The organism is Catellatospora tritici (assembly GCF_019083965.1).
Taxonomy (GTDB): Bacteria; Actinomycetota; Actinomycetes; order Mycobacteriales; family Micromonosporaceae; genus Catellatospora; species Catellatospora tritici.
The window spans coordinates 425,198-447,421 of sequence record NZ_JAHRCY010000005.1 but is presented as its reverse complement, the minus strand read 5'-3'; the positions used below and the strand labels follow the sequence as shown (position 1 = coordinate 447,421).

General features: G+C 72.1%; 18 protein-coding genes. 14 read left to right on the top strand and 4 right to left on the bottom strand.

Translation table 11 applies throughout. The features are described 5' to 3' along the window. Positions 1–93 precede the first annotated feature (93 nt). A complete protein-coding gene (locus tag KUA19_RS14330; RefSeq protein ID WP_217396510.1) occupies positions 94–981 on the top strand; it encodes a LysR substrate-binding domain-containing protein in 888 nt (295 codons plus the stop codon). After that, complete coding sequence (locus KUA19_RS14325) at positions 981–1,496, top strand: cupin domain-containing protein (protein ID WP_217396508.1); 516 nt, start codon at positions 981–983, stop codon at positions 1,494–1,496. Before KUA19_RS14330 ends, KUA19_RS14325 begins: the two co-directional genes overlap by 1 nt. A gap of 57 nt (positions 1,497–1,553) precedes the next feature. Here the strand turns inward: KUA19_RS14325 and KUA19_RS14320 are convergent, their stop codons facing one another. Then, positions 1,554–4,160: a GH25 family lysozyme gene (locus KUA19_RS14320; RefSeq protein ID WP_217396507.1), complete on the bottom strand. Its 2,607-nt coding sequence runs from the start codon at positions 4,158–4,160 to the stop codon at positions 1,554–1,556. Between the two features lie 83 nt (positions 4,161–4,243). Beyond that, on the bottom strand, positions 4,244–4,774 hold the full coding sequence (locus KUA19_RS14315) for a hypothetical protein (protein WP_217396506.1): 531 nt from the start codon (positions 4,772–4,774) through the stop codon (positions 4,244–4,246). 244 nt (positions 4,775–5,018) lie between these two features. On the opposite strand from KUA19_RS14315, the gene KUA19_RS14310 reads away from it, so the two are divergent. Together KUA19_RS14310 and KUA19_RS14305 are read left to right on the top strand one after the other, a co-directional pair. After that, on the top strand, positions 5,019–6,233 hold the full coding sequence (locus KUA19_RS14310) for a sensor histidine kinase (protein ID WP_254549322.1): 1,215 nt from the start codon (positions 5,019–5,021) through the stop codon (positions 6,231–6,233). A gap of 5 nt (positions 6,234–6,238) precedes the next feature. Next, positions 6,239–6,928, top strand: a complete 690-nt coding sequence (locus tag KUA19_RS14305; RefSeq protein WP_254549393.1) for a LuxR C-terminal-related transcriptional regulator — start codon at positions 6,239–6,241, stop codon at positions 6,926–6,928. Positions 6,929–6,949: 21 nt separating this feature from the next. Here KUA19_RS14305 and KUA19_RS14300 read toward each other — a convergent pair whose 3' ends face one another. Continuing rightward, positions 6,950–7,426: a cysteine dioxygenase family protein gene (locus KUA19_RS14300; protein WP_217396504.1), complete on the bottom strand. Its 477-nt coding sequence runs from the start codon at positions 7,424–7,426 to the stop codon at positions 6,950–6,952. 122 nt (positions 7,427–7,548) lie between these two features. On the opposite strand from KUA19_RS14300, the gene KUA19_RS14295 reads away from it, so the two are divergent. The 9 genes from KUA19_RS14295 to KUA19_RS14255 all read left to right on the top strand — a co-directional run bounded on the left by KUA19_RS14295 (position 7,549) and on the right by KUA19_RS14255 (position 18,570). Continuing rightward, positions 7,549–8,979, top strand: coding sequence for an NHL repeat-containing protein (locus KUA19_RS14295; protein WP_217396502.1), 1,431 nt, complete (start codon positions 7,549–7,551; stop codon positions 8,977–8,979). 98 nt (positions 8,980–9,077) lie between these two features. Continuing rightward, positions 9,078–10,250 (top strand): threonine synthase, encoded by a 1,173-nt coding sequence (locus KUA19_RS14290; protein WP_217396501.1) that lies wholly within the window; start codon positions 9,078–9,080, stop codon positions 10,248–10,250. Between the two features lie 51 nt (positions 10,251–10,301). Beyond that, entirely contained in the window at positions 10,302–10,868 is a 567-nt protein-coding gene (locus KUA19_RS14285; protein ID WP_217396499.1) for a hypothetical protein, read from the top strand. 184 nt (positions 10,869–11,052) lie between these two features. Continuing rightward, positions 11,053–12,072: a hypothetical protein gene (locus tag KUA19_RS14280; RefSeq protein WP_217396498.1), complete on the top strand. Its 1,020-nt coding sequence runs from the start codon at positions 11,053–11,055 to the stop codon at positions 12,070–12,072. A gap of 209 nt (positions 12,073–12,281) precedes the next feature. Further along, entirely contained in the window at positions 12,282–13,805 is a 1,524-nt protein-coding gene (locus KUA19_RS14275; RefSeq protein WP_308167449.1) for a phytoene desaturase family protein, read from the top strand. Continuing rightward, entirely contained in the window at positions 13,802–14,608 is an 807-nt protein-coding gene (locus KUA19_RS14270) for a fatty acid desaturase family protein (protein WP_217396495.1), read from the top strand. The genes KUA19_RS14275 and KUA19_RS14270 overlap by 4 nt, the downstream gene beginning before the upstream one ends. A 1-nt stretch (position 14,609) precedes the next feature. Next, positions 14,610–15,206 carry a TetR/AcrR family transcriptional regulator gene (locus KUA19_RS14265; protein WP_217396494.1) on the top strand — a complete coding sequence of 199 codons (597 nt, stop codon included), beginning with the start codon at positions 14,610–14,612 and terminating at the stop codon, positions 15,204–15,206. 255 nt (positions 15,207–15,461) lie between these two features. Continuing rightward, positions 15,462–17,036 carry a PP2C family protein-serine/threonine phosphatase gene (locus KUA19_RS14260; protein ID WP_217396492.1) on the top strand — a complete coding sequence of 525 codons (1,575 nt, stop codon included), beginning with the start codon at positions 15,462–15,464 and terminating at the stop codon, positions 17,034–17,036. 283 nt (positions 17,037–17,319) lie between these two features. Beyond that, the gene (locus KUA19_RS14255; protein ID WP_217396491.1) at positions 17,320–18,570 is read left to right on the top strand and encodes a glycoside hydrolase domain-containing protein; all 1,251 of its coding nucleotides are present in this window, start codon (positions 17,320–17,322) and stop codon (positions 18,568–18,570) included. A 53-nt stretch (positions 18,571–18,623) separates the two neighbouring features. Here KUA19_RS14255 and KUA19_RS14250 read toward each other — a convergent pair whose 3' ends face one another. Further along, positions 18,624–20,675 carry an endo-1,4-beta-xylanase gene (locus tag KUA19_RS14250; RefSeq protein ID WP_308167448.1) on the bottom strand — a complete coding sequence of 684 codons (2,052 nt, stop codon included), beginning with the start codon at positions 20,673–20,675 and terminating at the stop codon, positions 18,624–18,626. A 264-nt stretch (positions 20,676–20,939) separates the two neighbouring features. Between KUA19_RS14250 and KUA19_RS14245 the strand changes: the two genes are divergently transcribed. Further along, a complete protein-coding gene (locus KUA19_RS14245; RefSeq protein WP_308167447.1) occupies positions 20,940–22,145 on the top strand; it encodes an MFS transporter in 1,206 nt (401 codons plus the stop codon). Positions 22,146–22,224 lie beyond the last annotated feature (79 nt).

Here is a 22,224-nt window from a genome sequence, read left to right as displayed (position 1 = left end):
GTGATGGTGACCCATCACGATTCGTGATGGGTGTTCGAAATCCGTGAAACCGCGTTCACAATCCGTGCGTAACCTGCTCCTACGCTCATGGTCATGAGCCGCATCCTGGACATCGCCCCGCTGCGCAGCTTCGTCGCTGTCGCGGACTGCGGCGGTTTCCAGCGCGCGGCCGCCTCGCTCTACCTGAGCCAGGGGGCGGTCAGCCAGCACGTGCGCCGCCTGGAGGCGGCCATCGGACGTCCGCTGGTGGAGCGGCAGGGGCGCGGGTCGCGGTTCACGGCGGCGGGGGAGACGCTGCTGCGGCAGGCGCGGCGCATTCTGGCCGTACACGACGAGACGCTGCGCGGGTTCGGGGTCGACACCGAGCAGGCACTGGTCATCGGCTCGACCGAGCACGCGGCGGCACAGCTGCTGCCGGAGCTGGCCGGTGCGCTGGCGGACACCTTCCCGGACTGGCGGGTGCGGTTCCGCATCGACCGCGGTGCCCAGCTGCGCACCGGCCTGGCCGACGGCCGCATCGACCTCGCGCTGCTGTTCGGTCCGGCCGACGACGCCGACGCGTTGACCGTCGGTGAGCTGGAGCTGACCTGGTATTCGGCACCGGGCTGGCGCCCGCCGCGCCACGGTGAGCCGATCCCGCTGGTGGCCTTCGACGCGCCGTGCGCGCTGCGTACCCGCGCCCTGGACACCCTGGCCGGGTACGGTCTGCCCGCCGAGGTCGGCTGCGAGGCCCCGCACCTGGCCGGAGTGCAGGCGGCGGTGCAGGCCGGGCTGGGCGTGGGGCTGATGGCCACGCTCGGGCAGACGCCGCAGGGGTTGGTCGCCCGCGACGACCTGCCGCCCGCGCTGCCGCTGCCGCTGTCGGTGTGGTCGCGCCGCGGTCTGCGCACCGATCTGGTCGAGGGCGCGGCCGAGTCGCTGCGCCGGGTCCTGTCGCCCGCGGGCGAGGTCCCGCGTGTCCTAGCTGTTCAGGGAGCATGATGAACGTCCTGCACGTGCCCGCCGGATCGTCGGACGGCCTGGTGCGCACGCCCAGTGGTGTGCTGCTGCCCGCCGACATCGATCCGTTCCACCGCCGCCTGCACCGGGTCGCTCCGGACGGGCTGGTGTCGCAGACGACGCAGACGCCGGGGATGAAGCGGCTGGAGGCGATCAGCGGCAAGACCGTGGGGGCCAGGAGCCTGTGGATGGGGCAGACGCACGTCCCCGGGGACACGAAGTCGGCCAACCACCACCACGGCGCGTCGGAGACCGCGATCTTCGTCGTGTCCGGCACGCCGGTCTTCGTCTTCCTCGACCTGGAGGGCGAGGAGCCGGTGGAGACGGCCGTGCGGACCGGGCCCGGCGACTACATTTTTGTCCCGCCGTACGTGCCGCACCGGGAGGAGAACCCCGATCCGGAGACCGAGGCGGTGGTGGTGATCGCCCGTACCACGCAGGAGGCGATCGTGGTCAACCTCGACGGCCTGGATTGGTCGCAGGTGGAGCTTTCCTGACCGGCCCGTGCCCCGTGGCCGCCGGGCGGACGGTCACGGGGCACGGCCATCCTCGGCTCAGGGGACCAGGTTGGCCAGCGCCTGGTAGGTGTTCGGGCCGGGCACGCCGTCCAGCGGCCCGGTGTAGCCCCCGGTCTGCGCCAGCCGCTGCAGCGACGTGTACGTGCCCGCGCCCGGGACCCCGTCGATCAGGCCGGAGTAACCCGAGCCCCGCAGACACGCCTGCAGGCCGCGCCAGCTGTACGCCCCCAGCACCCCGTCGACCGGCCCGGTGTACCCGCCGAGCCTGGCCATCCGCTGCATCGCGGCGTAGGTGTTGGTGCCCGGCACGCCGTCGATCGGGCCGGTGTAACCGAACCTGCGCATGACGGTCTGCACACCCTTCCAGCTGTTGGTGCCCATCACGCCGTCGATGGGGCCGGTGTAGCCGCCCGCCGTGGCCAGGGTCTGCAGCGCCCGGTAGGTGTTGGTGCCCGGCGCCCCGTCCAGCGGCCCCGCGTAGCCGTAGCCGCGCAGCACCGTCTGGACGCCCTTCCAGCTGTTGACCCCCGGAACCCCGTCCAGCGGGCCGGTGTAGCCGCCCGCGACGCCGATCCGCTGCAGGGTCGTCCCGTCCGCGATCGAGATCGCACCGGGGCCGCCGCTGGTCACGGTCAAGTAGGTCCGCAGGCCCGCGTACGTGTTCGGGCCGGGCACCCCGTCGATCGGGCCGGTGTAGCCGTAGTCGGCGGCCAGCAGTTGCAGGCCCGTGTAGGTGTTGGGTCCGGGCACCCCGTCGACAGGTCCGCTGTAGTAGCCGCGCGACAGGACCGTCTGCACGCCCTTCCAGCTGTTGGTGCCCAGCACCCCGTCCACCGGCCCGGTGTAGCCGCCGCGCTGGGCCAGCTGCTGCAGCGTCTTGGCGTCCGCAGTGGAGATCGTGATGCCGCCACCGGCCTGGGCGAGGTAGCCGCGCAGCCCCGCGTAGGTGTTCGGGCCCGGCAGCCCGTCGACCGGGCCGGTGTAACCGCCGCGCTGGGCGAGCAGCTGCAGGCCTTTGTAGGTGTTGGTACCGGGCACCCCGTCCACCGGCCCGCTGTACAGCCCGAGCTGCTTGAGCAGCGTCTGCACGCCCTTCCAGCTGTTCGGGCCGAGCACGCCGTCGACGGGGCCGGTGTAGCCGCCCAGCTGCGCGACGCGTTGCAGGGTGACGCCGTCGGCCAGCGGGATGTCCGGGGCCGGGTCGGGGATCGGGTTCGGCCCGGCGGGCGGCAGCGTCGCCGAGCCGAAGGCGTCGGCCTTGGCCTGGTTCAGGTCGACCCGGATGCCCTTGATCGTCCCGGAGCTGCTGAACTGGTGGATGGCCCAGGTCGGGTACGCCGAGCCGATCTGCGGGCTGCCCGCCGCGCTGTTGTAGTCGGCGATCCACAGCTTCGCGCCGGTGGCCTGGGTCTGCGGCCAGCTCCGTGAGGTGAGCAGGGCCGAGTAGGTGTACAGGAACGGCGTCGCGCCCAGGCTGGCCTTGACCGCGGCGATGAACGACGCCGTCTGGGCATCGGTCCATACCGGACTGCCGTCAGCCCCCTCGATGTCGATCATCAGTGGGTCGCCGGGGCGGTAGTCGTGCAGGTGCGCGACGTAGTAGGCGGCGTCGGCGGTCGGCGAGTTCCAACCGCTCATCCAGTAGTGGCCGACCAGCAGCCCGGCCGCCCTGGCGGCGTCGACCTGGGCCACGTAGTAGGGCGCGGTGTACGGCATGTGGGTGCCGTCGTTGGAGCCGCCGGACTTGACGACGCAGAACCGGAACCCGGCGCTGCGGGCGGCCAGGAAGTCCAGGCTCGCCTGGCTGGTGCCGACGTCGATGCCGTACACGGCGCTGCCGGCCGGCGGGTTGGGCGCCGGGCCCGGCGCGGGCGGGGTCGTCGGCGGGTGGGCCTGCAGCCAGGCGGCCACGCCCCGGATGGTGTTCGGGCCCAGCTCGCCGTCGACCGGGCCGGTATACCCGCCGTCGCGGGCCAGGGACTGGATCGCCCGGTAGGTGTTGACGCCCGGCACCCCGTCGATCGGCCCGGTGTAGCCGTAGCCGCGGACCGCGGTCTGCACGCCCTTCCAGCTGTTGACGCCCATCACGCCGTCGACCGGGCCGGTGTAGCCGCCCCGCCCGGCGAGCGTCTGCAGGACCCGCTGGTCCTCGGTGGTGAGCTGGTACGACGGCCCCGGGTCGTTGCCGGGCCCGGGGGTGCCCACGTCGGCCATCCGCGAGCCGACGTTGTCCAGCGTCCAGCCCAGATAGCGCAGCCCGGACAGCGAGTTGTAGCGGGCCACCGACTGCGTGCCGATGCAGTAGCCGCCGGGGGCGAAGTCCTCCCCGCCGGACAGGTTCGACGACGCCATCAGGCAGCGGGTGCCGCCGCCGTCGAGGTCCAGGGCCACGTGGCCGGGCTCCGGGTCGCCCTGGTCGGCCCACCAGTGGAACGCCCCGCGCGGGGCGGCGGAGTAGTCGTGGTTGTCGGCTCCGGAGGCCAGGTATGCCTGGTAGGCGGTGCCCGCGGAACTGCTCAGCCCGCAGGCCCGGAACATCAGCGCCTGGCACATGCCGTTCCAGTTGCGCCCGTTGTAGAAGCCGCCACCGTCGGTGACGTGCTGGCGAGCCCACTGCTCGGCCCCGGCGACAGTTCTGGTCAACTCGCACTCCTCGGTCAGGCACGGCGTGGCAGCCCACCGGCCCGCCGCGGGAAGGAAGATCGGAAAGGGGGCGCGGTGGCCGGTCAGACCACCGTCAGGCGGACGGCGGCGAGGATCGTCTCCGAGCCGACCAGTTGGGCCCGCAGCAGCGGACGCGTGCCGACCGCGGCGGTCGGCACGGCCCCGCGCCGCAGCCACCGGTCCAGCGCGACGGTCCCGGCAGCGTCGGTGTCGAGGTCCAGGTAGCCGACTCGCAGCATGGCCTTGCCGCGCTGGCCGCCGACTCCCGCCTCGAACCACAGACTGCGGTCGGCCTCGTGGAACGAGCTGATCGAGAACCGCACCCGCCGACCGGCCAGCGGCCGCCCATCGGCGGTGAGCGTGAACACCGCACCGGACACTGCTGCTCCGGTCCGGACCGACCCGGACACGGTCGGCCACGTGTACCCGGCAGCCGAGAACGCCCCGTGCACGGCCCCGGCGGGAGCGGCCGCGGCGGCCGCGGTGGCGCCTCCCGCCGTCGCGAGGGCGACTCCCGGCAGCAGGGCGCCGACCCCGTGCAGGACGGCGCGGCGGGACACTGCGTGCGTACCGTCATCGATCACTTTCGGCACCTGCCCTCCTGGAATCTCGGCGCCCGTCGGCGCGCCGGACCTGTCCATCGCATCCCATCGACTCCCGGCGGACAACCCAACGAAAACGCGGAATGGCGGCGCCCGGCGATCTTTGCTGTCTCGACGGCGGACCGCTACCTCCTCCCGCGCTCGCTGAAGTACGTTCATCGGTGCGCTCCGGCGGGTCCGCTGTGGCCTGACGGCTCCGCGAGACGTCGTGGCGGTCGGCCACCGGAGGAGGACAATGAGCGGCCGGAACGGGCTCTGGCGGGTCACGGACCTGCCCACGACCGAGGTCGGCCTGGAGCGGGCGTTCTCGTTCTTCATCGCCGGGGTCCGCCTGGGCACGGTCGCGCAGATGATCCCGGCCGTGCGCGGCGGGGTGCTGACGTCCCCGCACGAGACGGCCTACCTGGCGTGCTGGGCCGCCGCGGCGCTCGCTTCGATCGTGGTGAGCGCGGTGACGCTGGTGCGCCGCCGCCCGCTCGGCGCGGCGGCCTGCACGGCGGACTTCGCGCTGGCCTGCGCGCTGCTGGTCGCGGGGCCGCTGGTGCTGGTCTCGGGCGAGCGTTTCGGCACCTGGGTCGCGTACCAGCCGGGCTACGCGCTGTCCATCATCATCACCGCCAGCGGCGTTCGCAGCCTCGCGCTCTGGATCGGCGGCCTGCTCGGGGTCGTCGTCTGCTACGCGGTCTATCTCGACGGTGACATCGGCGGGAACATGGCCCCCACCGCCCTCGGCAACGTCCTCACCTTCGTGGTGTACGCGCTGGTCACCCGCATGTTCTTCGGGTACGCGCGCCGCATCGCGCACGACGCCGACACCTCGCGCGCCCAGGCGGCCGAGCTGGCCCGGCGGGAGGAGGAGCGGCGCGCCCAGCTCATGATGCACAACGGCGTCGCCGTGCTGCGCCTGCTCACCGAGCCGGGCACCGACGCCGACCGGGCGCGGCTGCTGGACCTGGCCGAGGTGGAGCTGCGACGCATGCGCTCCTACCTGCGCGGCCGGGCCTCGGGGGCGGAGGGGGCCGGCTCAGCCGGGTCCCGGGTGCCGCTGGCCGCGCTGATCCAGCGGGTATGCGACCGGTTCGCCGACCTGAACGTGGACGCGCTGCTCGACCTCGGTGCGGGCCTGGAGGTTCCCGGCGCCCAGGCCGAGGCCCTCGAACGAGCGCTGGAAAGCCTGCTGCTCAACGTACGCGGGCACGCCCGCGCGGACCAGGTCGTGGTCCACCTCGACCAGGGCGCGGACGGAGCCTGGACGTTGACCGTGCGCGACGACGGCGTCGGCTTCGACCCGGCGTCGGTGACCGCCGGGGTGGGGCTGCGTGAGGTCGTCGTCGGCGAGCTGAAGCTGCGTGGCCTCGATGTGGAGGTCGAGTCCGCCGTGGGGGAGGGGACGACGGTGACGATCTCCTGCGGCCCGGTGCCGGCGACCGTACGGGCGGACGCGCCGTGAGGCCCATGGTCGCGGTCGTCGACGACGCGTCGCTGATTCGCGACTCGGTGGGCCTGCTCATGCCGGGGCTCGACGTCGTCGCCGCGGTCGCCACGGTCGAGGAGCTGCTGCGCCGCCGACCCGTGGCCGACCTCGTCCTGCTCGACCTGCACCTGGCCAACCTCGAGGCGCAGCCCGACGTCCGGCAGGGTGTCGCCGCGATCCGGGCGGTGACCGGGCGCGGCTACCGGGTGTGCGTGTACAGCCAGGAGGAACGGCGTTTCGTTCTCGCGGCCTGCCTGGCCGCAGGGGCGAGCGGGGTGGTCGCGAAGGCGTTGCCGACCGGGCGGGCCGAGCAGCTGTTCCGTGAGGTCGCCGCAGGTGGCGTGGTGGTGCCGCAGTCGGTCGTCGGCATACTGGAGGTGCTGGTCCGGCGCGACTGCATCACCCTGCTCAGTGAACGCCAGCGCCAGCTGCTGCACGGTCGGGCCCGTGGCCTGAGCTACGCGCAGGTGGCCAAGCAGCTGTTCGTGAGCGAGTCCACGTTGCGCGGCTACTGGCTCGACCTGACCCGTTCGCTGTCGGAGTCGCTGCGCAGCCTCACGCCTGCCGAGATCGAGCACGCGCTCGGCCTGGCGCCTGGGGACCTGCTCGAGTTCTGGCCCGGAGAGGGGACCGACGCCAGGGACTGGTGGCGCGTGGGCTCCGGCGGGTGAGTCGGGCCGGTGCCGCGCCGGTCAGCCGACCGGCTGCGGGTAGCGGCGGCGGATGCTGCTGCCCAGGGTGAGCACGTCGGCGCCGTACACGTGGATGGAGATGACCAGGCCGCCGGTCGCGTTGCGCACCCGGTGGATGTCGCCGGGCGGCCGCAGCCAGGTTGCCGACCCCTGCGGATTGACCGTGGTGGCCAGTGGCGTGAGCCGGTCGCGGTCGAGCCGGTAGCTGGTCTCCTCCTCGGCGCCGAGGTAGGTGCCCACCACGCACCACGACACGTGGTCGTGCACGCAGGTGGCCTGACCTGGCAGCCAGACCAGCGACACCAGCGAGAAGGCGCCGCCGGGCTCCACGTGCAGCACGTGCTGGCGGTATCCGTCCGGGTCGGGTGCGCACTGCGCGGGTGTGAGCAGCGGCTGGTGCAGGCAGCGGGCGAGCACTTCGGCGACCCGCTCGGGGTCGGGCTCGCGGCGGATCTCCTCGACCAGACGTGACAGCATCTCGCCTCCAGCGGCATGCGCTCCGTTGCGCCTCCCGGAAAGGCTATCTCTATCGCTCCTGTATGAATAGTAGGATTTCTCGGTCCGCATCGGACCCGCCGCATCGCTCACCAGGAGCCACTGTGATCCCGTCCCGCAGGCTCAGCCGCGCCGCGTTGCCGCTGGCCGCCACGCTGCTCGCCACCTCGTTCGCGGGCGCGCCGGCCGCCGCGACCGACACCGAGTTCGGCCCGCCCGCCCCGCAGAACCCGGCCACCGCCCCGGCCGGCGGCGCCAGCACCCACGGCGACAGCGCCTCCGCCAAGACTTTCGCGCAGCCCGGACCGGCCGGTGCGCCGCTGACCGTCACCCGGGCCACGCTGCTGGCCGCGTGCCCGACCCTGCTGCACGGCGGCGACGGGCAGTTGCTGGGGCTGTGCACCGACATCATCGGCCAGGCCCCCGCGCTGCACCTGCTCGACCGTGCCAGCGGCAACTCGCTGGCCCGTCTGTCGATCGCCAAGGGGAATCTGCTCGGGGGCGTGTACGCGTACCTCGACGACGCCGACCGGGTCGTGATCGTCGACGGCAACCGCGACCTGCTGCGCACCGCTCACAGCCGGGGCCTGTTCGGCATCTGGACCCTGCGCGTGGTGGAGCAGACCTCCCTGGCCACCGCGGTCGCCGCAGACGACTCCGTGGTCGGCGTGCTGGCCGGATACGACCGTCGGGTCTGGTTCGCCACCGCGGCGGGCACGCTCGGCGTGTACGACCCGGCCACCGGCGCCGCGCACACCTACCGCCTGCCCGCCGGCGAGCGCGTCGCCAACAGCCTGTCCATCGTGCCGGGTGGGGTCGCCGTCACCAGCGACCACGCGCTCTACCTGTTCGACGCGGCCGCGCCCGGCACCCCCGTGCTGCGCTGGCGCCACGCCTACGACCGCGGCCCCGCCCGCAAGCCCGGCCAGCTCAGCTGGGGCAGCGGCGCCACCCCGGTCTTCTTCGGCCCCACCACCGGCAGCGAGTACGTCACCATCACCGACAACGCCGTGCCGCATCTGAACCTGCTGGTGCTGCGCACCGCCGACGGCGGCCTCGTCTGCTCACGCCCGCTGTTCACCGGCCAGGCCGCCAGCGGCACCGAGAACGCGCCGGTGGCCGCCGGGCGCAGCGTCTTCCTCACCAACACCTACGGCTACGACTACCCGGCGCTGCCCTCGGACGCGGGCCCCAGCGTGCCGGAGAACGCGCCGTTCACCGGCGGTCTGACCCGCGTCGACGTGCGCGCCGACGGCGGCGGTTGTGACCCGGTGTGGGAGACGGCCACTCGCTCGGCGGCGCTGCCGCGACTGTCCACGGTCGACGGGCGGCTCTACACCGCCGTGCAGGACGGCCTGCTGGGCGAGGCTGACCCGTTCTTCTTCGCCGCCGTGGACGCCCGCACCGGCGCGGTGACCGACCAGGCCCTGCTGGGCTCGGTACTGGTCAATCCGCTCCAGACGGCGGGCACGGCCGTGGACCGGGTGTACTACCAGGGGACCGTCACGGGCGTGCTGCGGATCTCGCGCAGCTGAGAAGCCGGTCGCGCTACCCCTCCGGTCCGCGTGCGGCGGCGGGAGGGGTGGCCCCATCATTGACAGCGCACCGTCGACCACGGAGGACCCGAGCGCCCATGTTCCTGACCCACCTCGACTGCCCCCGCTGCGGTGCCCAGCACGACGCGCACCGGCCGCAGAACCTCTGCTCCTGCGGCTCGCCGCTGCTGGCCCGCTACGACCTGGCCGCCGTCGCGCGAGCTGTCGACCCGACCCGGATCGCCGGACGCTCCGCCGACCTGTGGCGCTACCGCGAGCTGCTGCCCGTGGGCGAGGACCGGTATGTGACCACGCTCGGCGAGGGCTGGACGCCGCTGTGGCACGCCCCCACGTACGGCGCGCTGATCGGCCTGGAGCGGCTGCTGGTCAAGGACGAGGGGCTGATCCCGACCGGGTCGTTCAAGGCGCGCGGCGCGGCGGTCGGGGTGTCGCGGGCGGTGGAGCTGGGCGCGCGGCACGTCGCGATGCCCACCAACGGCAACGCCGGTGCGGCCTGGGCGACGTACGCCGCCCGCGCCGGTATCGCCGCGACCATCGCGATGCCGCTGGCCGCGCCCCTGATCACCCGGCAGGAGGTGGTCGCCGCCGGAGCCGAGCTGCACCTGGTCGACGGTCTGATCAGTGACGCCGGAAAGCTGATCGCCGCTCTCATCGCCGAGTCCCACGGCCGGATCTTCGACGCCTCGACGCTGAAGGAGCCGTACCGCCTCGAAGGCAAGAAGACGATGGGGTACGAGATCGTCGAGCAGCTGGGCTGGCGCTCGCCCGACGTCATCCTGTACCCGACCGGTGGCGGCGTGGGCCTCATCGGTATCCACAAAGCGCTGGCGGAGCTGCGTGAACTCGGCTGGCTGACCGGCCCGCCGCCGCGCCTGGTCGCGGTCCAGTCCAGCGGTTGCGCGCCGGTGGTCGCGGCCTTCGACCGCGGCGAGCGGCGGGTGCGGCCGTGGCCGGACGCCCAGACGGTCGCGTTCGGCATCACCGTGCCCGCCCCGCTGGGCGACGAGCTGATCCTCGACGCGCTGGCCGACACCGGCGGCACCGCGATCGCGGTCGACGACGCCGACATCCTCGCCGACCTGCGCGAGTTCGGCCGTACGGAAGGGCTCCTGCTGTGCCCGGAGGGGGCGGCGTGCCTGACCGCGGCCCGGCTGCTGCGCGAGCGCGGCTGGCTGTCCGCCACCGACGAGGTGGTCGTGCTCAACACGGGCGCGGGCATCAAATACCCGGGCACAGTGCCGCAGGACTGACGCTGCCGGTCTGCTAGGTTCACGGACTCCGAGTCGTCGATGGGAGCCCGCGTGTCGGTACGGCTGATGGGGGCCAACCCCGGCCTGACTCTTTTCGACGAGTCCGGTGAACGCGTCGCATTCGCCTCGGTGTGGCGGGTGGACTGGTCCGAGCGCGGGTCCGGAACCGCGCTGGTGGTGTGGCACGACGGTGCCGTGCGGGTCGTGACCGAGGACGCGCCGCTCGGCCGCTGGCTGGCGGCCGACTTCACCCGCCACTTTCCCGAGGTGGCCGGGCTGCCCTGGCCTGATCCGGCGGTGATCCGGGCACAGGTCGACCTCGACTACGACCTGTCGGCGGGCATGGTCGCTCGTGCCGCCGGGACGGTCGTCGAGATCACCACCCCGCTCGACCGGCGCCTGATCCAGGCACCGGACTTCGACCTCGGCGGCGTGGCCCACCTGCTGTCCACGGTGTACATCCCGTGCGCGACGGGTGTGCTGACCATCGACGGCGCGACGGTGGCCGGGGCGCCGCGGCTGACCCGTGAGCCGCAGGTGTCCTCCAGCGCCTTCCTGGCCGACGCCGAGGTCTGGTCCCGCACCCGGCCGGTGCCGGACAAGCCCACAGGCCTCTGAACACCGTGCGCCGCGCGCGGTCGGCGCACCGTGTGCCACGAGCCGGGATTCGCCTGCCGTGCTTGCCGATGCCCGCGCCGGCAGGGCAGCGGGAGGGCCGATGGTTTGTTATGGTTCGCCGAAATCAAGACCGGGGGATCGATTGTCCAAATCATATGGTCGACGCCTGTCGTCCCGGCTGCTGGTGATCGCCATGGTCGCCGCCGGCCTGGTGGGGGTCGAGGTGTCACCCGCGTTCGCGTACACGCAAGTGGATCTCGCCGTGCCCACCGTCGTCCCGGTGACGGAGTCCTCCAACGAGCTGGATCTGCTGAGCATCACCAAGTCGTGGACCGCCGGCGAGGAACGTCACCTCATCGGCGTCCTCGCGGTCGACAGCTCCTCGGACACCGGCATCATCCTCGGTGTCGCCCGAGTGACCTGCGGCAGCGTGTGGGGAGTGAACACCACTCAGAACCATCCAGGCAACATCGAACAACGCGCGGTCTTCGGCACCGCGACGATGACGTTGACGGTGAACTGGCTCTGGCGGGCACCGGCGGATGGCACCTACACCTGCCACCTTTACGTGCGCGCGGTGCCGCAGAGCCACAATCCGGGTGACACCTTGACGGCCCTGGCCGGCGGGCAGACCCATCTGTGGATGACGGGTACCTACTACCAGGGGTCGGGCATCTGGTCGACTGCTGACTCGTGCACCTACGATCCGCCGGCCTGCGACGACCCGGCCGATCCGCACGGCATATTCATCGGTGCGGGTCTTCCCGCCAACGAAGCCGAATACGTGCTGCACTCCGGTCGGTGGACGGCCGCGGCGACGACCACGCAGGTTCGCCTCCAGCTGGACGCCGAGTTGACCGGATGCTATTACGGCACCGACAGTTGCCCGCAATCCGACTGGGGACCGCAGAGTCTGAGCGGCAAACCCTCCAAGGGTTCCTACTACCCGGTCATCACGATCTACAGTGCCAGCACGGGTCAGGTGTGTCGGACGATCAACGGCACGTCGAGAACTTTCTACGACAGTGCCCAGATCCACCATCTGAAGATCAATTCGACGACGTATGTGTCGCTGAACGCGGGCGAAGACTGCCGTCAGTTCTCCGCCAAGCTCTACATCGCCGTCGATCCGACGCTGAACCCCATCAAGGTGGAGTCGGAGAGTTACTCCGACGGCATCATTCTCAACTACGCGCACGTCTGACGCACGACGTGGTCGGCTTGCCCGATGCGCTCGCCGGACCCTCCTGAGCGGTGCGAGCGAGCCCGCGGTATCGGGGAGGGCGCAGGATCGGCTGCCACGATTCCCGCGCTCTCCCCGAGACTGTGCCCTTCCCTGAGGCATTGACGCGGGACGGTACGTGCTTCTAATTTGAACGTATGTTCAGAACGGATGTTCAGAACCGCGTACCGGTGGGGACTCGCCCGGCGCGCGCCCTGCCGAGGAGCTGCGACGTCGCGATCGTGGGCGGCGGCATGGCCGGGATGGCCACCGCGCTGCGGCTGCAGGCCGACGGCCTGTCCACCGTCCTCTTCGAAGCCCACGGCCATGCCGGAGGGTGCGCGGGCTACTACCGCCACCGCGGCTTCTCCTTCGACGTCGGCGCCACCACCCTGGTCGACTTCGCCCCCGGCGGGGTCGGCGCCGAACTGCTCGACGCCACCGGCCTGACCGACCTCGACACCCACGACCTGCCCGGGTACGTCGCCTGGCTGCCCGACCGCACGGTGACCCTGCACCGCGACCCCGCCCGCTGGCACGCCGAGCGGCTGCGCGCCCTGGGCGACACCCGGGCCCACCGCCGCTTCTGGGCCACCCTCGACCACCTCGCGCACGTGTTCTGGGCCGCCAGCCGCACCGGCATCCGCCTGCCCGTACGCACCCCCGCCGACGCGCTGCACGATCTGCGCGCCCTCGGCCTGCGCCACGCCCCGCTGGCCCGCCACCTGGGCCGAACCCTCGGCGACGAACTGCGCCGCCACGGCCTGCGTGGACAGGACAGCCTGGTGGCGCTGCTCGGCATGCTCGTGGAGGACACCGTGCACAGCAGTGTCGACCGGGCGCCCCTGATCAACGCCGCGCTCGGGGTGACCATCCGGGGCGCCGGACTCAGCCGTCACCGCGGCGGCATGCACGGCTTCTGGCGCCGCCTGGTCACCCACTACCGCGGTCTCGGCGGCGACCTGCGCACCGGCTGTCGCGTCGAGCAGGTGACCGGCCGGGCGGGCGCGTTCGCGGTGCACACCCCGCGCGGCACGGTCACCGCGGCGAGCGTGGTCAGCGCCATCCCGGCGCAGCTCACCGCCACGATCGCCCCCGGGGCGGTGGCCGACGGGCTCGCGCCGTACCTGCGGCGCGACGAGCCGGACCTGGGTGGGGCGGTGGTGGTGTTCCTGGGGGTGCCGGACGACGAGGTGTCCGACCACGAGTTCACCCACCACCAGCTGCTACAGGACTACGCGCGGCCGTTGGGCGAGGGCAACAACATGTTCGTGTCCGTGTCCGACCCGGATGACCTCGACAGCGCCCCGGCAGGCCACCGCGCGGTGATGATCTCGACGCATACCGAGTTGGACGGCTGGGCCGGGCTGTCCGAGGCGGACTACGCGGCGCGCAAGGAAGAGATCGGGCGGCGGCTGATCGGCTACGCCCGGCAGGCGTATCCACGGCTGGGGGAGCGGGCGGTGGTGTGCCAGGTGGGCACGCCGCGCAGCTACCAGCGGTTCACCGGGCGGCCCGGCGGGGCGGTCGGGGGCGTACGGCAGACGCTGCGCAACACCAACCAGCACGCCCTGGCCCACCGCAGCGCCCAGCCGGGGTTCTGGCTGGTCGGCGACAGCACCTGGCCCGGCCTGGGCACGGTCGCCTGCGTGCTGGGCAGCCGCATCGTCGCCGACGACGTGCGGCGCCACACCCGGGCGGCGGTGCTGTCATGAGCGCGGCCGGACTGCCGAGCCTGGCCGAGGTCGGGGCGGACCTGCTGCCGGTGTCGCGGCGGCGGCGGTGGGTGGCGCTGCTGCGGCCGTACGCGGGAATCGCGGTGTTCGCCGTCGCGGCCTGGCGCGGCTGGTGGTGGCTGACGCCGCTGCTGGTCTTCGGCATCTTCGTCGCGGTCGTCACCGTCACCCACGACGTGGTGCACCGCAGCCTCGGGCTGAGCGCGCGGCAGAGCGAGTGGGCACTGTTCGCGATGGGCGTGGTGCTGCTGGAGAGCGGCCACGCCTACCGCGACACCCACCTGCAGCACCACCGGCTGTTCCCGTCCGACGACGACCCCGAGGGCTACCCGGCCAAACTGACGCTGCTCGGCGCGATCGCCTACGGGCCGGTGTTCCTTGGCCGCCTGTGGTGGTGGGCGTTCGGGCGGGCCAGGGGCGATCGGCGCCGCCGGGCCTGGCTGCTGGCCGAGGCGGCGATGCCGTTCACGGCGGTGATCGGCGGGGTGCTGCTGTGGCCGCACACCCCGGCGCTGCTGGCGTACGCGGTGATGGCGATCGTCGGCAGCTGGGTCTACCCGCTGCTGACCGTCTACCTGCCACACCACCGGTACGGCGACGACCCGCTCACCCAGACGCGTACGCTGCGCGGCAGGATCATCCCCGCCGTCTTCCTGGAACTGACCTACCACCTGGAGCACCACCTGTACCCGCAGATCCCCAGCCACCGCCTGCCCGAACTGGCCCGCCGCCTCGACCCGCACCTCGCCCGCGCCGGGGTCAGGCCGGTCCGGGTGATCTGACGTGCCCCGCGCCGACACCCGCGCCCGGGTCCTGCGCGCGGCCGTGTCCACTCTGGCCGCCGAGGGATACGGGCGCACCACCGCCCGCGCCATCGCCCGCACCGGGGGCTTCGCCCCCGGTGTCATCTACTACCACTTCGCCGACCTCGACGACCTGCTCGTGGCGACCGCGCAGTTCACCAGCGACGCCCGCCTGGCCCGCTACCGGGCCGAGCTGGCGGGGGTCACCGGCTTCACCGACGTGCTGGAGCGGCTGCGACGGCTCTACGTGGAGGACGGCGCCGAGGGGCACATCGCGGCGGTGCAGGAGCTGGTCGCGGCGGCCAACAGCAATCCGCGGCTGGCCGAGCAGGTGCGGGTCCAGACCGCGGTGTGGCAGGACTTCGCCGCCGAGACGATCGAAGGGCTGCTCGCGGGGACACCCCTGGCCGAGGTGATCCCGGTGCGGGAGCTGGCCACCGCCGCCGTCGCCCTCTACCTGGGTATGGAGCTGCTGTCGCATCTGCACGCCAACCGGCTCGGCCCGGAGGCGCTGTTCGACGCCTCACAGCGGTTCGCGCCGCTGCTGGACACCCTGCGCCCCGACGCCGGAGATTAGAGCCCGAAGTATGGCGAGATGCCGGCCGGGCAGCCGTCCACGGCCTGTTTCAGCCAGCCGGTGACCTCCTCGATCTCGGCCATGGTCGATCTCGCCGACGAGGTGGACCGCGCAGGCCCTCGGCGGGTTCCGACACCGTGTGTGAAACGGGCAGGTAACCCCCTGCCACCGTGGGCCCGAGGGGCGACTTTCGCCGTACGCGGGGCGGTCGTGCCGCGCCTCTATAGGATCACCATTTGTGAGGGTCTGCACCCGATGATCGCGGTATTCGGTGATGCGGGCAGCCTGCGTGATCGCTACGAGCAGGTGGACTGGGCGGCGACGGCACTCGGGCCGCCGTCAGCGTGGAGCCCGACGCTCTTGGCGTCGCTCAGCATGACCCTGAACACCAGGTTCCCGGTGACCCTGCTGTGGGGGCCCCGATATGTGCTGCTCTACAACGAGGCGTACGTCGAGCTGATCGCGGGCAAGCACCCGGATGCGCTGGGCCGGCCCGCCGAGGCGGTGTTCCCGGAGATCTGGGACGTCGTCGGCCCGCTGCTGGACTCCGTACGCGGCGGCCACGGCCCGGTGATGATGCAGGATCTGCGGCTGGACCTGCACCGCAACGGCTTCCTGGAGGAGTGCTACTTCACGTTCGCGTACTCGGCGGTGCGGGGAGCGGGCGGCGTGATCGAGGGCGTCATCGACATCACCGAGGAGGCCACCCAGCGCATCATCACCCGGCGGCGGCTGGAGGCGCTGGGGCGCCTGGCACAGGCGTTGGCAGACCTCGACGACCTGGTCCGCCTGCCCGAGCGGGTCGCCGTGGCGCTGGAGCCCGCCGCCGTCGACCTGTCCGACGTGCGCGTCGTCCGGCTCGCCGACCACGACGGCGTCGCCCGGGAGGAGCTGACCGTCCTGCGTACCGCCGACGGCGTGCTCGCGCGGGTGCCGCTGACCTCGGTCGCGGACCCGCCCGCGGAGTTCCTGCTCACGGCCCGGCTGAACGACGCGCTCGCGGTCGACGACGCCTACCGCACCTTCCTGCGGCTGGTCGGGTCCACCACGGCCGAGGCCATCGCCCGGGTCGCCGCGTACCAGGCCGAGCGGCGCGTGGCGGCGCTGGAGCGCAAGATGTCCGAGACGCTGCAGCTGAGCCTGCTAACCGCCCCGGCCGTGGACGGCCGGATCCAGATCGCCGTGCGCTATCTTCCCGCCGCCGAGCAGGCGCACGTCGGCGGTGACTGGTACGACTCGTTCATCCTGCCGGACGGTTGCCTGACCGTGGCGATCGGCGACGTCAGCGGCCACGACCGCCGCGCGGCGGCCGACATGGCGCAGATCCGCAACCTGCTGCGGGGGATCGCCTTCACCGTCCAGTCGCCGCCCTCGGCCATCCTTTCCGCGCTGGATCGGGCGATGGCCGCCCTGGGCCCGGACACGATGGCCACGGTGCTGCTGGCGCAGCTCGCCACGGCGCGGCAGCCGGACGACGGCCATGTCCTGCGCTGGTCGAACGCCGGGCACCCGCCCCCGGTGCTGCTGCTGCCCTCGGGACAGGCACGGTTGCTGACCCCGCGTCCGGAACCGCTGCTGGGGTTCGTCGCCACCGCGCCGCGCCGCGACCACACGGTCGACCTGCCGCTCGGCGCGTCGCTGGTGCTGTTCACCGACGGCCTCATCGAGCGCCGCGCCGCCGAACACAACGTCGCGCCCGAGGGCCTGCTCGACGTCATCGCCGACAAGCAGGAGCTGTCCGCAGACCAGCTGTGCGACGAGATCCTGCGACACTTCGGCGAGGAGCTCGAGGACGACGTGGCGCTCACGGTCGTCCACAGCTCGCGCTGACCGGTTATCCGCCCCGAAACCACGCTCCAACTTCCGGTCGCCGCTGGCTGACCGGCTCCTGACCGCGCGCCCGAAAATCCGGGCGCACGGTCGCGGCGTTCCCATCGCCGAGACGATCGACTTCTGGCGCAGTTCACTTGCGGTTCGCTCTGTCCAATGACGATGTTCGAAGCGTCGGGTGACCGGCGTGCGCCCGCACGTGCGGCTACCGACGGCGCTCGATGTGTAGTAAAAACCTTCTAATCGCGACGCTAGGTTGCAAGAAATCTTCAGGGAGGCGCGGATGGGAAGAGCACTGGCCCGCATCGCAGGTATGGCCATGGCGGCGACACTCGTGGTGGCCGTGACCGGGGCCGCCGCTGCGGCAGCGGTTCCGGCGGCCGCCGCGCCGCTGGCCGCCACCGGTCCGCAGCCGGGGACCTACGTCGGCAAGGGATTCGAGACCTGCGCCGCGCCGTCGCAGTCGAACATGAACGCCTGGCGCAACAGCTCGCCCTACCGTGCCGTCGGCATCTACATCAGCGGAGCCAGCCGCTCGTGTTCCCAGCCGAACCTCACCGCCACCTGGGTCGCCAACCAGGTCGCCAACGGCTGGCACCTGATGCCGATCGAGCTGGGCTACCAGGCCCCGTGCGGCACCCGTGCCCCGAAGATGTCGGCTGACCCGACCACGGCCCGCTCGCAGGGCCGCACCGCGGCCAACAGCTCCGTCAGCGCCGCGCAAGCGCTGGGCATCGGCGCCGGCAGCACCATTTTCAACGACATGGAGGCGTACCCGACCAGCGCCTCATGCAAGGCCGCGGTGCTGTCGTTCCTGTCCGGCTGGACCGAGCGGCTGCACGAGCTGGGCTTCGTGTCCGGCATGTACTCCAGCGGCAACTCCGGCATCAAGGACGTGTGCGCCGAGTACGACAACCCGGCCTACACCCGCGTCGACCAGCTGTGGATCGCCTGGTGGAACGGCGTGGCCGACACCGACGGGGGCACCTACTGCCCCGACGCGTACTGGGCCAACCACCAGCGGGTGCACCAGTACACCGGCGGCGGCAACGAGACGTGGGGCGGCGTGACGATGAACATCGACCACGACTACCTCGACGTCGCCGCCCCGGGGTCGCCGCAGCAGTGGAGCGTGACGGTCGACAACGCGACGGCGGGCGGGTTCACCGCCAGCGCCAACTGGGGCACCTCGTCCTACTCGCCGCAGCGCAACGGGGCTGACTACCGGTTCGCCACCCCGGTGAACTCCAGCGACGTCGCCTGGTTCCAGGCGGACCTGCCGACCACCGGCGCCTACCAGATCTCGGTGTGGTACCCGGCGGACCCCGGCTACAACAATCTCGCCCCCTATCTCGTGGCCGCCTCCGGCGGCAACCAGTCCGTGTACGTCAACCAGCAGGCCAACGGTGGACAGTGGGTGTCCATCGGGACGTTCACGCTGGCGGCCGGGCCCGGCAACAAGGTCGGGGTGAGCCGTTGGACCAGCGGCACCGGCTACGTCATCGCCGACGCGGTCCGCATCACCCGCGTCTGACCCACGCGTGCCGGGTGCGGGTGGCCCAGCTGGGGCCACCCGCACCCGGGCGGTCAGGCCACCGTGCAGTCGGTGCCGTTCACGGTGAACAGGGTGGGTTTGGTGTTGGTGCCACTCCAGCTGCTGAGGAAGCCGAAGCCCTGGCTGGCCCCCGGCGCGATGGTGCCGTTCCAGCCCGCGTTGGTGACGGCCACGTTCGCCCCGGTCTGGCTGTAGCTCCCGTTCCACGACTGGTTGATCACCTGGCCGTTGGCGAACGTCCACCGCAGCGTCCAACCGCTGATCGGGGCACCGCCCAGGTTCGTGATCGTCACGTCACCCTGGAACCCGTTGTTCCACTGGTTGGTGATCGTGTACGTCACCCGGCAGCCCACCGGCTGCGTGCTCGCCGACGGCGACGGCGACGCGCTGCGCGACGGGCTCGGCGACGCGCTGGCCGACGGGCTCGGCGACGGACTGGCCGACCTGCTCGGCGAGGCGCTGGGCGACGCCGACGCCGACGCCGACGCGGACGCCGACGGCGAGGTCGTGCCGACGATCGCCCAGTACGCCTCCTTGGCCTGCAGTGACACGTCGAACAACAGCGGGAAGTCCTTGCGGCTGACCGGGTAGCTGTCCAGCCAGGTGTTGTCGTCGGCCAGACCCCACAGCGTCACCGAGGTCAGGTTCGCCTTGTACTTGCGGTACACGTCGAACCAGGCCTTGTACCGGGCGGCCTGGCGGGTCAGCCGTTCGGCGGGCGGGGTGGTGAAGCTCTCCGACGAGCTGGTGTAGATGCTGGTGTCCATCTCGGTGATCTGCTGCTCCACCCCGAGCGGGATGAACTTCGCGATCATCGCATCGACGTCGGCGCCGGTGGGCCAGTCGACGTTGCCGTGCATCTGGTGTCCGACCCCGTCGATCGGCACACCCTCGGCCTTCAGCTGGCTGACCAGGGCGTAGAGCTTGTCGCGCTTGGCCGCCACGTTCGTGTTGTAGTCGTTGATGTACAGCTTCGCGTTGGGCGCCACCTGGCGCGCCACCCGGAACGCGGTGCGGATGAAGTCCAGTCCGGTGATGTTGAACCAGGTGCTGCGACGCAGCCCGTCGGACTGGTTCTCGTCGATGACCTCGTTGACGACATCCCAGGCGTAGATGTCGTTGGCGTAGCGGGTGCCGACCGCCCGGATGTGCGCCTCCAGCCGCGCCAGCAGCAGCGTCTTGTTGGCCGCGGTGGCGGTCATCGGCTGGCCGCTGGCATCGTTGAACACCCAGGCGGGCGTCTGCTGGTGCCACACGAACGTGTGCCCGCGCACCTTGATGCCGTTGGCCTTGGCGAACGCCACGATCGCGTCCGCGTCGGTGTAGTTGAACACCCCCTCGGTCGGCTCGGTCGCGTCCCACTTCAACGCGTTGCCGGGGGTGAGCGAGTTGAAGTGCTTGGCCAGCAGCTGGCCGTGCTCGGCCAGCAGCTCCGAGCGGCCGACGGCCGCCCCGATCGGGAAGTCGTTGGCGAACACGGTCTTCAACGACGGGATGTCGGTCTGGATCGGGCTCGCCGGGACGTAGGACAGGGTGAAGTCGTCGATGTGGAACGACGCGGTGCCGCTGACCGTCTCGACGTACACGGCGAAGAAGTCGGCGTCGTTGGCCAGCGTGTACGAGCCGGTCAGCTGGGTCCAGCCGGACTCGGTCACGTTGGTGCTGTTGACGACCTGCTCGTAGTTGACGGTGGTGCCCAGCCGCCGCTCAACGCTCATCCGCAGCTGCGCGGTGCCCGCCCCGGTGGCGGTCCGCGCCCACACCGAGTACGTGTAGCGCACGCCGCGGGTGACGGTGGACAGCAGGCTGCGGCTGGGGCCGTTCCAGGCGGCGGTGCGGCCGCTGGTGAGCAGGCTACGGGTGCCGCCGTACGCGGCGGCGGTGCTGTTCGCGACGACCTCGGCGGTGCCGCGCATGGCCCAGCTCTGGGCCGTGCCGTCCTCGAAGTCGCTGGTGAGGACGGTGACGGGGTCCGCGGCGCGGACCGGGTCGGGGGACAGGGCAATGACCGCGACGGGAAGTGTGGCGGCCAGCAGGAGCATGCCGAGACCGGCGTGCAGGCGTTTCCAGGACAGTGGAAGCACGTGGGGTCCTCAACGGCGTGCGCGCCGCCGCGCCCCCTGCCCAGGGGGTACGGCCGGACGCGCGGGCTGCGGACGCCTGTGACCCGCCGACTCCCGAAAGGCGTGCCGACCGCCGCGGTGCGACGGTTTGCCCGGAAGGCGATCCGCGTCGATGCTATGAGCCGGGCCTGCGGGCGTCAAACAGGCGATGCGCGTTGCGCCGCCGGTCGGCTTTCGGCACGCTGGGCCGCATGACGATCGCCAGGCGGGCCTGACATGCCATCGGTGCGGCATCTGACCAGGCTCTACTGCACCCTGCGCGCCTGCGACGAGGGCGTGCTGTTCTTCCCGGTCTACGCATTGCTGTTCGCCGACGCGGGCCTGGACACCGCGCAGATCACCTCGCTGTTCCTCATCTGGGCCGGTGTTTCGTTCGCGCTGGAGGTGCCCTCGGGCGCCTGGGCCGACGCGTTCTCCCGCCGACGGCTGCTGGCCTTCGGCGCGCTGCTGCGCTGCACCGGGTTCGCCGTCTGGTGGCTGTGGCCCACCTATCACGGTTTCGCGCTCGGGTTCGTGCTGTGGGCGGTCCGCAGCGCCGCCAGTTCCGGCACGAAGGAAGCGCTGCTCTACGACGAGCTGGTCGCGATCGGTGCCGCCGGCCGGTACCAGGCGGTCGCGTCGCGGGCCGCGACCGTGGCCATGCTGTCGATGCTCGTCACGACGGCGCTGGCCGCCCCGGCGTACGCGTTCGGGCAGCGGTTCGGCGCCGGATACGCCCTGATCGCCCTCGGCAGCATGCTGGCCTGCCTGGGCAGTGCCGCGGCGGCGCTGGCCCTGCCGGAGCAGCCCAAAGCCGAGCGGTCCGGGGACGGGGTGCGGACGTACCTGGCGAAGCTGCGCGGCGGCTTGGCCGAGGCGCGCGGCGACCGCACGGTGCGCCGAGCCCTGGTGGTCGCCGCGCTGGTGCCCGCCCTGTCGGCCTTCGATGAGTACGTCCCGCTGCTGGTCCGCGACCTCGGCATGGCGACCGCGGGGGTCCCGCTGGTGCTCGCGCTGATGATGGGCGCGATGGCGGCGGGCAGCGCGCTGGCCGAGCGCTGGCGCGCCTCGCCGGTCGCGATCGGATCGGTCATAGTGTCCGCCGGGGTGCTGCTCGCTGCCGGGGCCCTCGCCGGTGACCTGGTCGGTCTGGGCCCCATCGCGGTCTGCTTCGGGCTGCTGCAGCTGACCAGGGTGCTGACCGAGACCAGGCTGCAGGAGGTGATGAGCGGCAGCAGCCGCGCAACCGTGCTGTCGGTGGCCGGGTTCGCCTGCGAGCTCGGCGCCCTGGGCGTGTACGGGCTGTTTGGGCTCGGCTCGCTGTGGCTGGACGTGGTGGCCGTGTCGGCGCTGTTCGCGATACCGGTGGTGGCGGTGGGCCTGCTGGCGTCGCGTTGGCTGCCCGCGGGCGCAGGCGCCGCCGAGAACGCACCGGTGGGCGAACCCGTCTGACCGACCGTCACGGGGCCGCTACACGCGGTCGCGGCGGGCGCGCGGGGCGAACATTGAGACGCCGCCGGCCGGCGGGGGG

Excerpts from the sequence above, each read along its gene's own strand:
- KUA19_RS14325 (WP_217396508.1), top strand. The coding sequence starts at position 981 with ATGAACGTCCTGCACGTGCCCGCCGGATCGTCGGACGGCCTGGTGCGC.
- KUA19_RS14330 (WP_217396510.1), top strand. The coding sequence starts at position 94 with ATGAGCCGCATCCTGGACATCGCCCCGCTGCGCAGCTTCGTCGCTGTC.
- KUA19_RS14310 (WP_254549322.1), top strand. The coding sequence starts at position 5,019 with ATGAGCGGCCGGAACGGGCTCTGGCGGGTCACGGACCTGCCCACGACC.
- KUA19_RS14255 (WP_217396491.1), top strand. The coding sequence starts at position 17,320 with ATGGGAAGAGCACTGGCCCGCATCGCAGGTATGGCCATGGCGGCGACA.
- KUA19_RS14305 (WP_254549393.1), top strand. The coding sequence starts at position 6,239 with ATGGTCGCGGTCGTCGACGACGCGTCGCTGATTCGCGACTCGGTGGGC.
- KUA19_RS14290 (WP_217396501.1), top strand. The coding sequence starts at position 9,078 with ATGTTCCTGACCCACCTCGACTGCCCCCGCTGCGGTGCCCAGCACGAC.
- KUA19_RS14270 (WP_217396495.1), top strand. The coding sequence starts at position 13,802 with ATGAGCGCGGCCGGACTGCCGAGCCTGGCCGAGGTCGGGGCGGACCTG.
- KUA19_RS14260 (WP_217396492.1), top strand. The coding sequence starts at position 15,462 with ATGATCGCGGTATTCGGTGATGCGGGCAGCCTGCGTGATCGCTACGAG.
- KUA19_RS14300 (WP_217396504.1), bottom strand. The coding sequence starts at position 7,426 with ATGCTGTCACGTCTGGTCGAGGAGATCCGCCGCGAGCCCGACCCCGAG.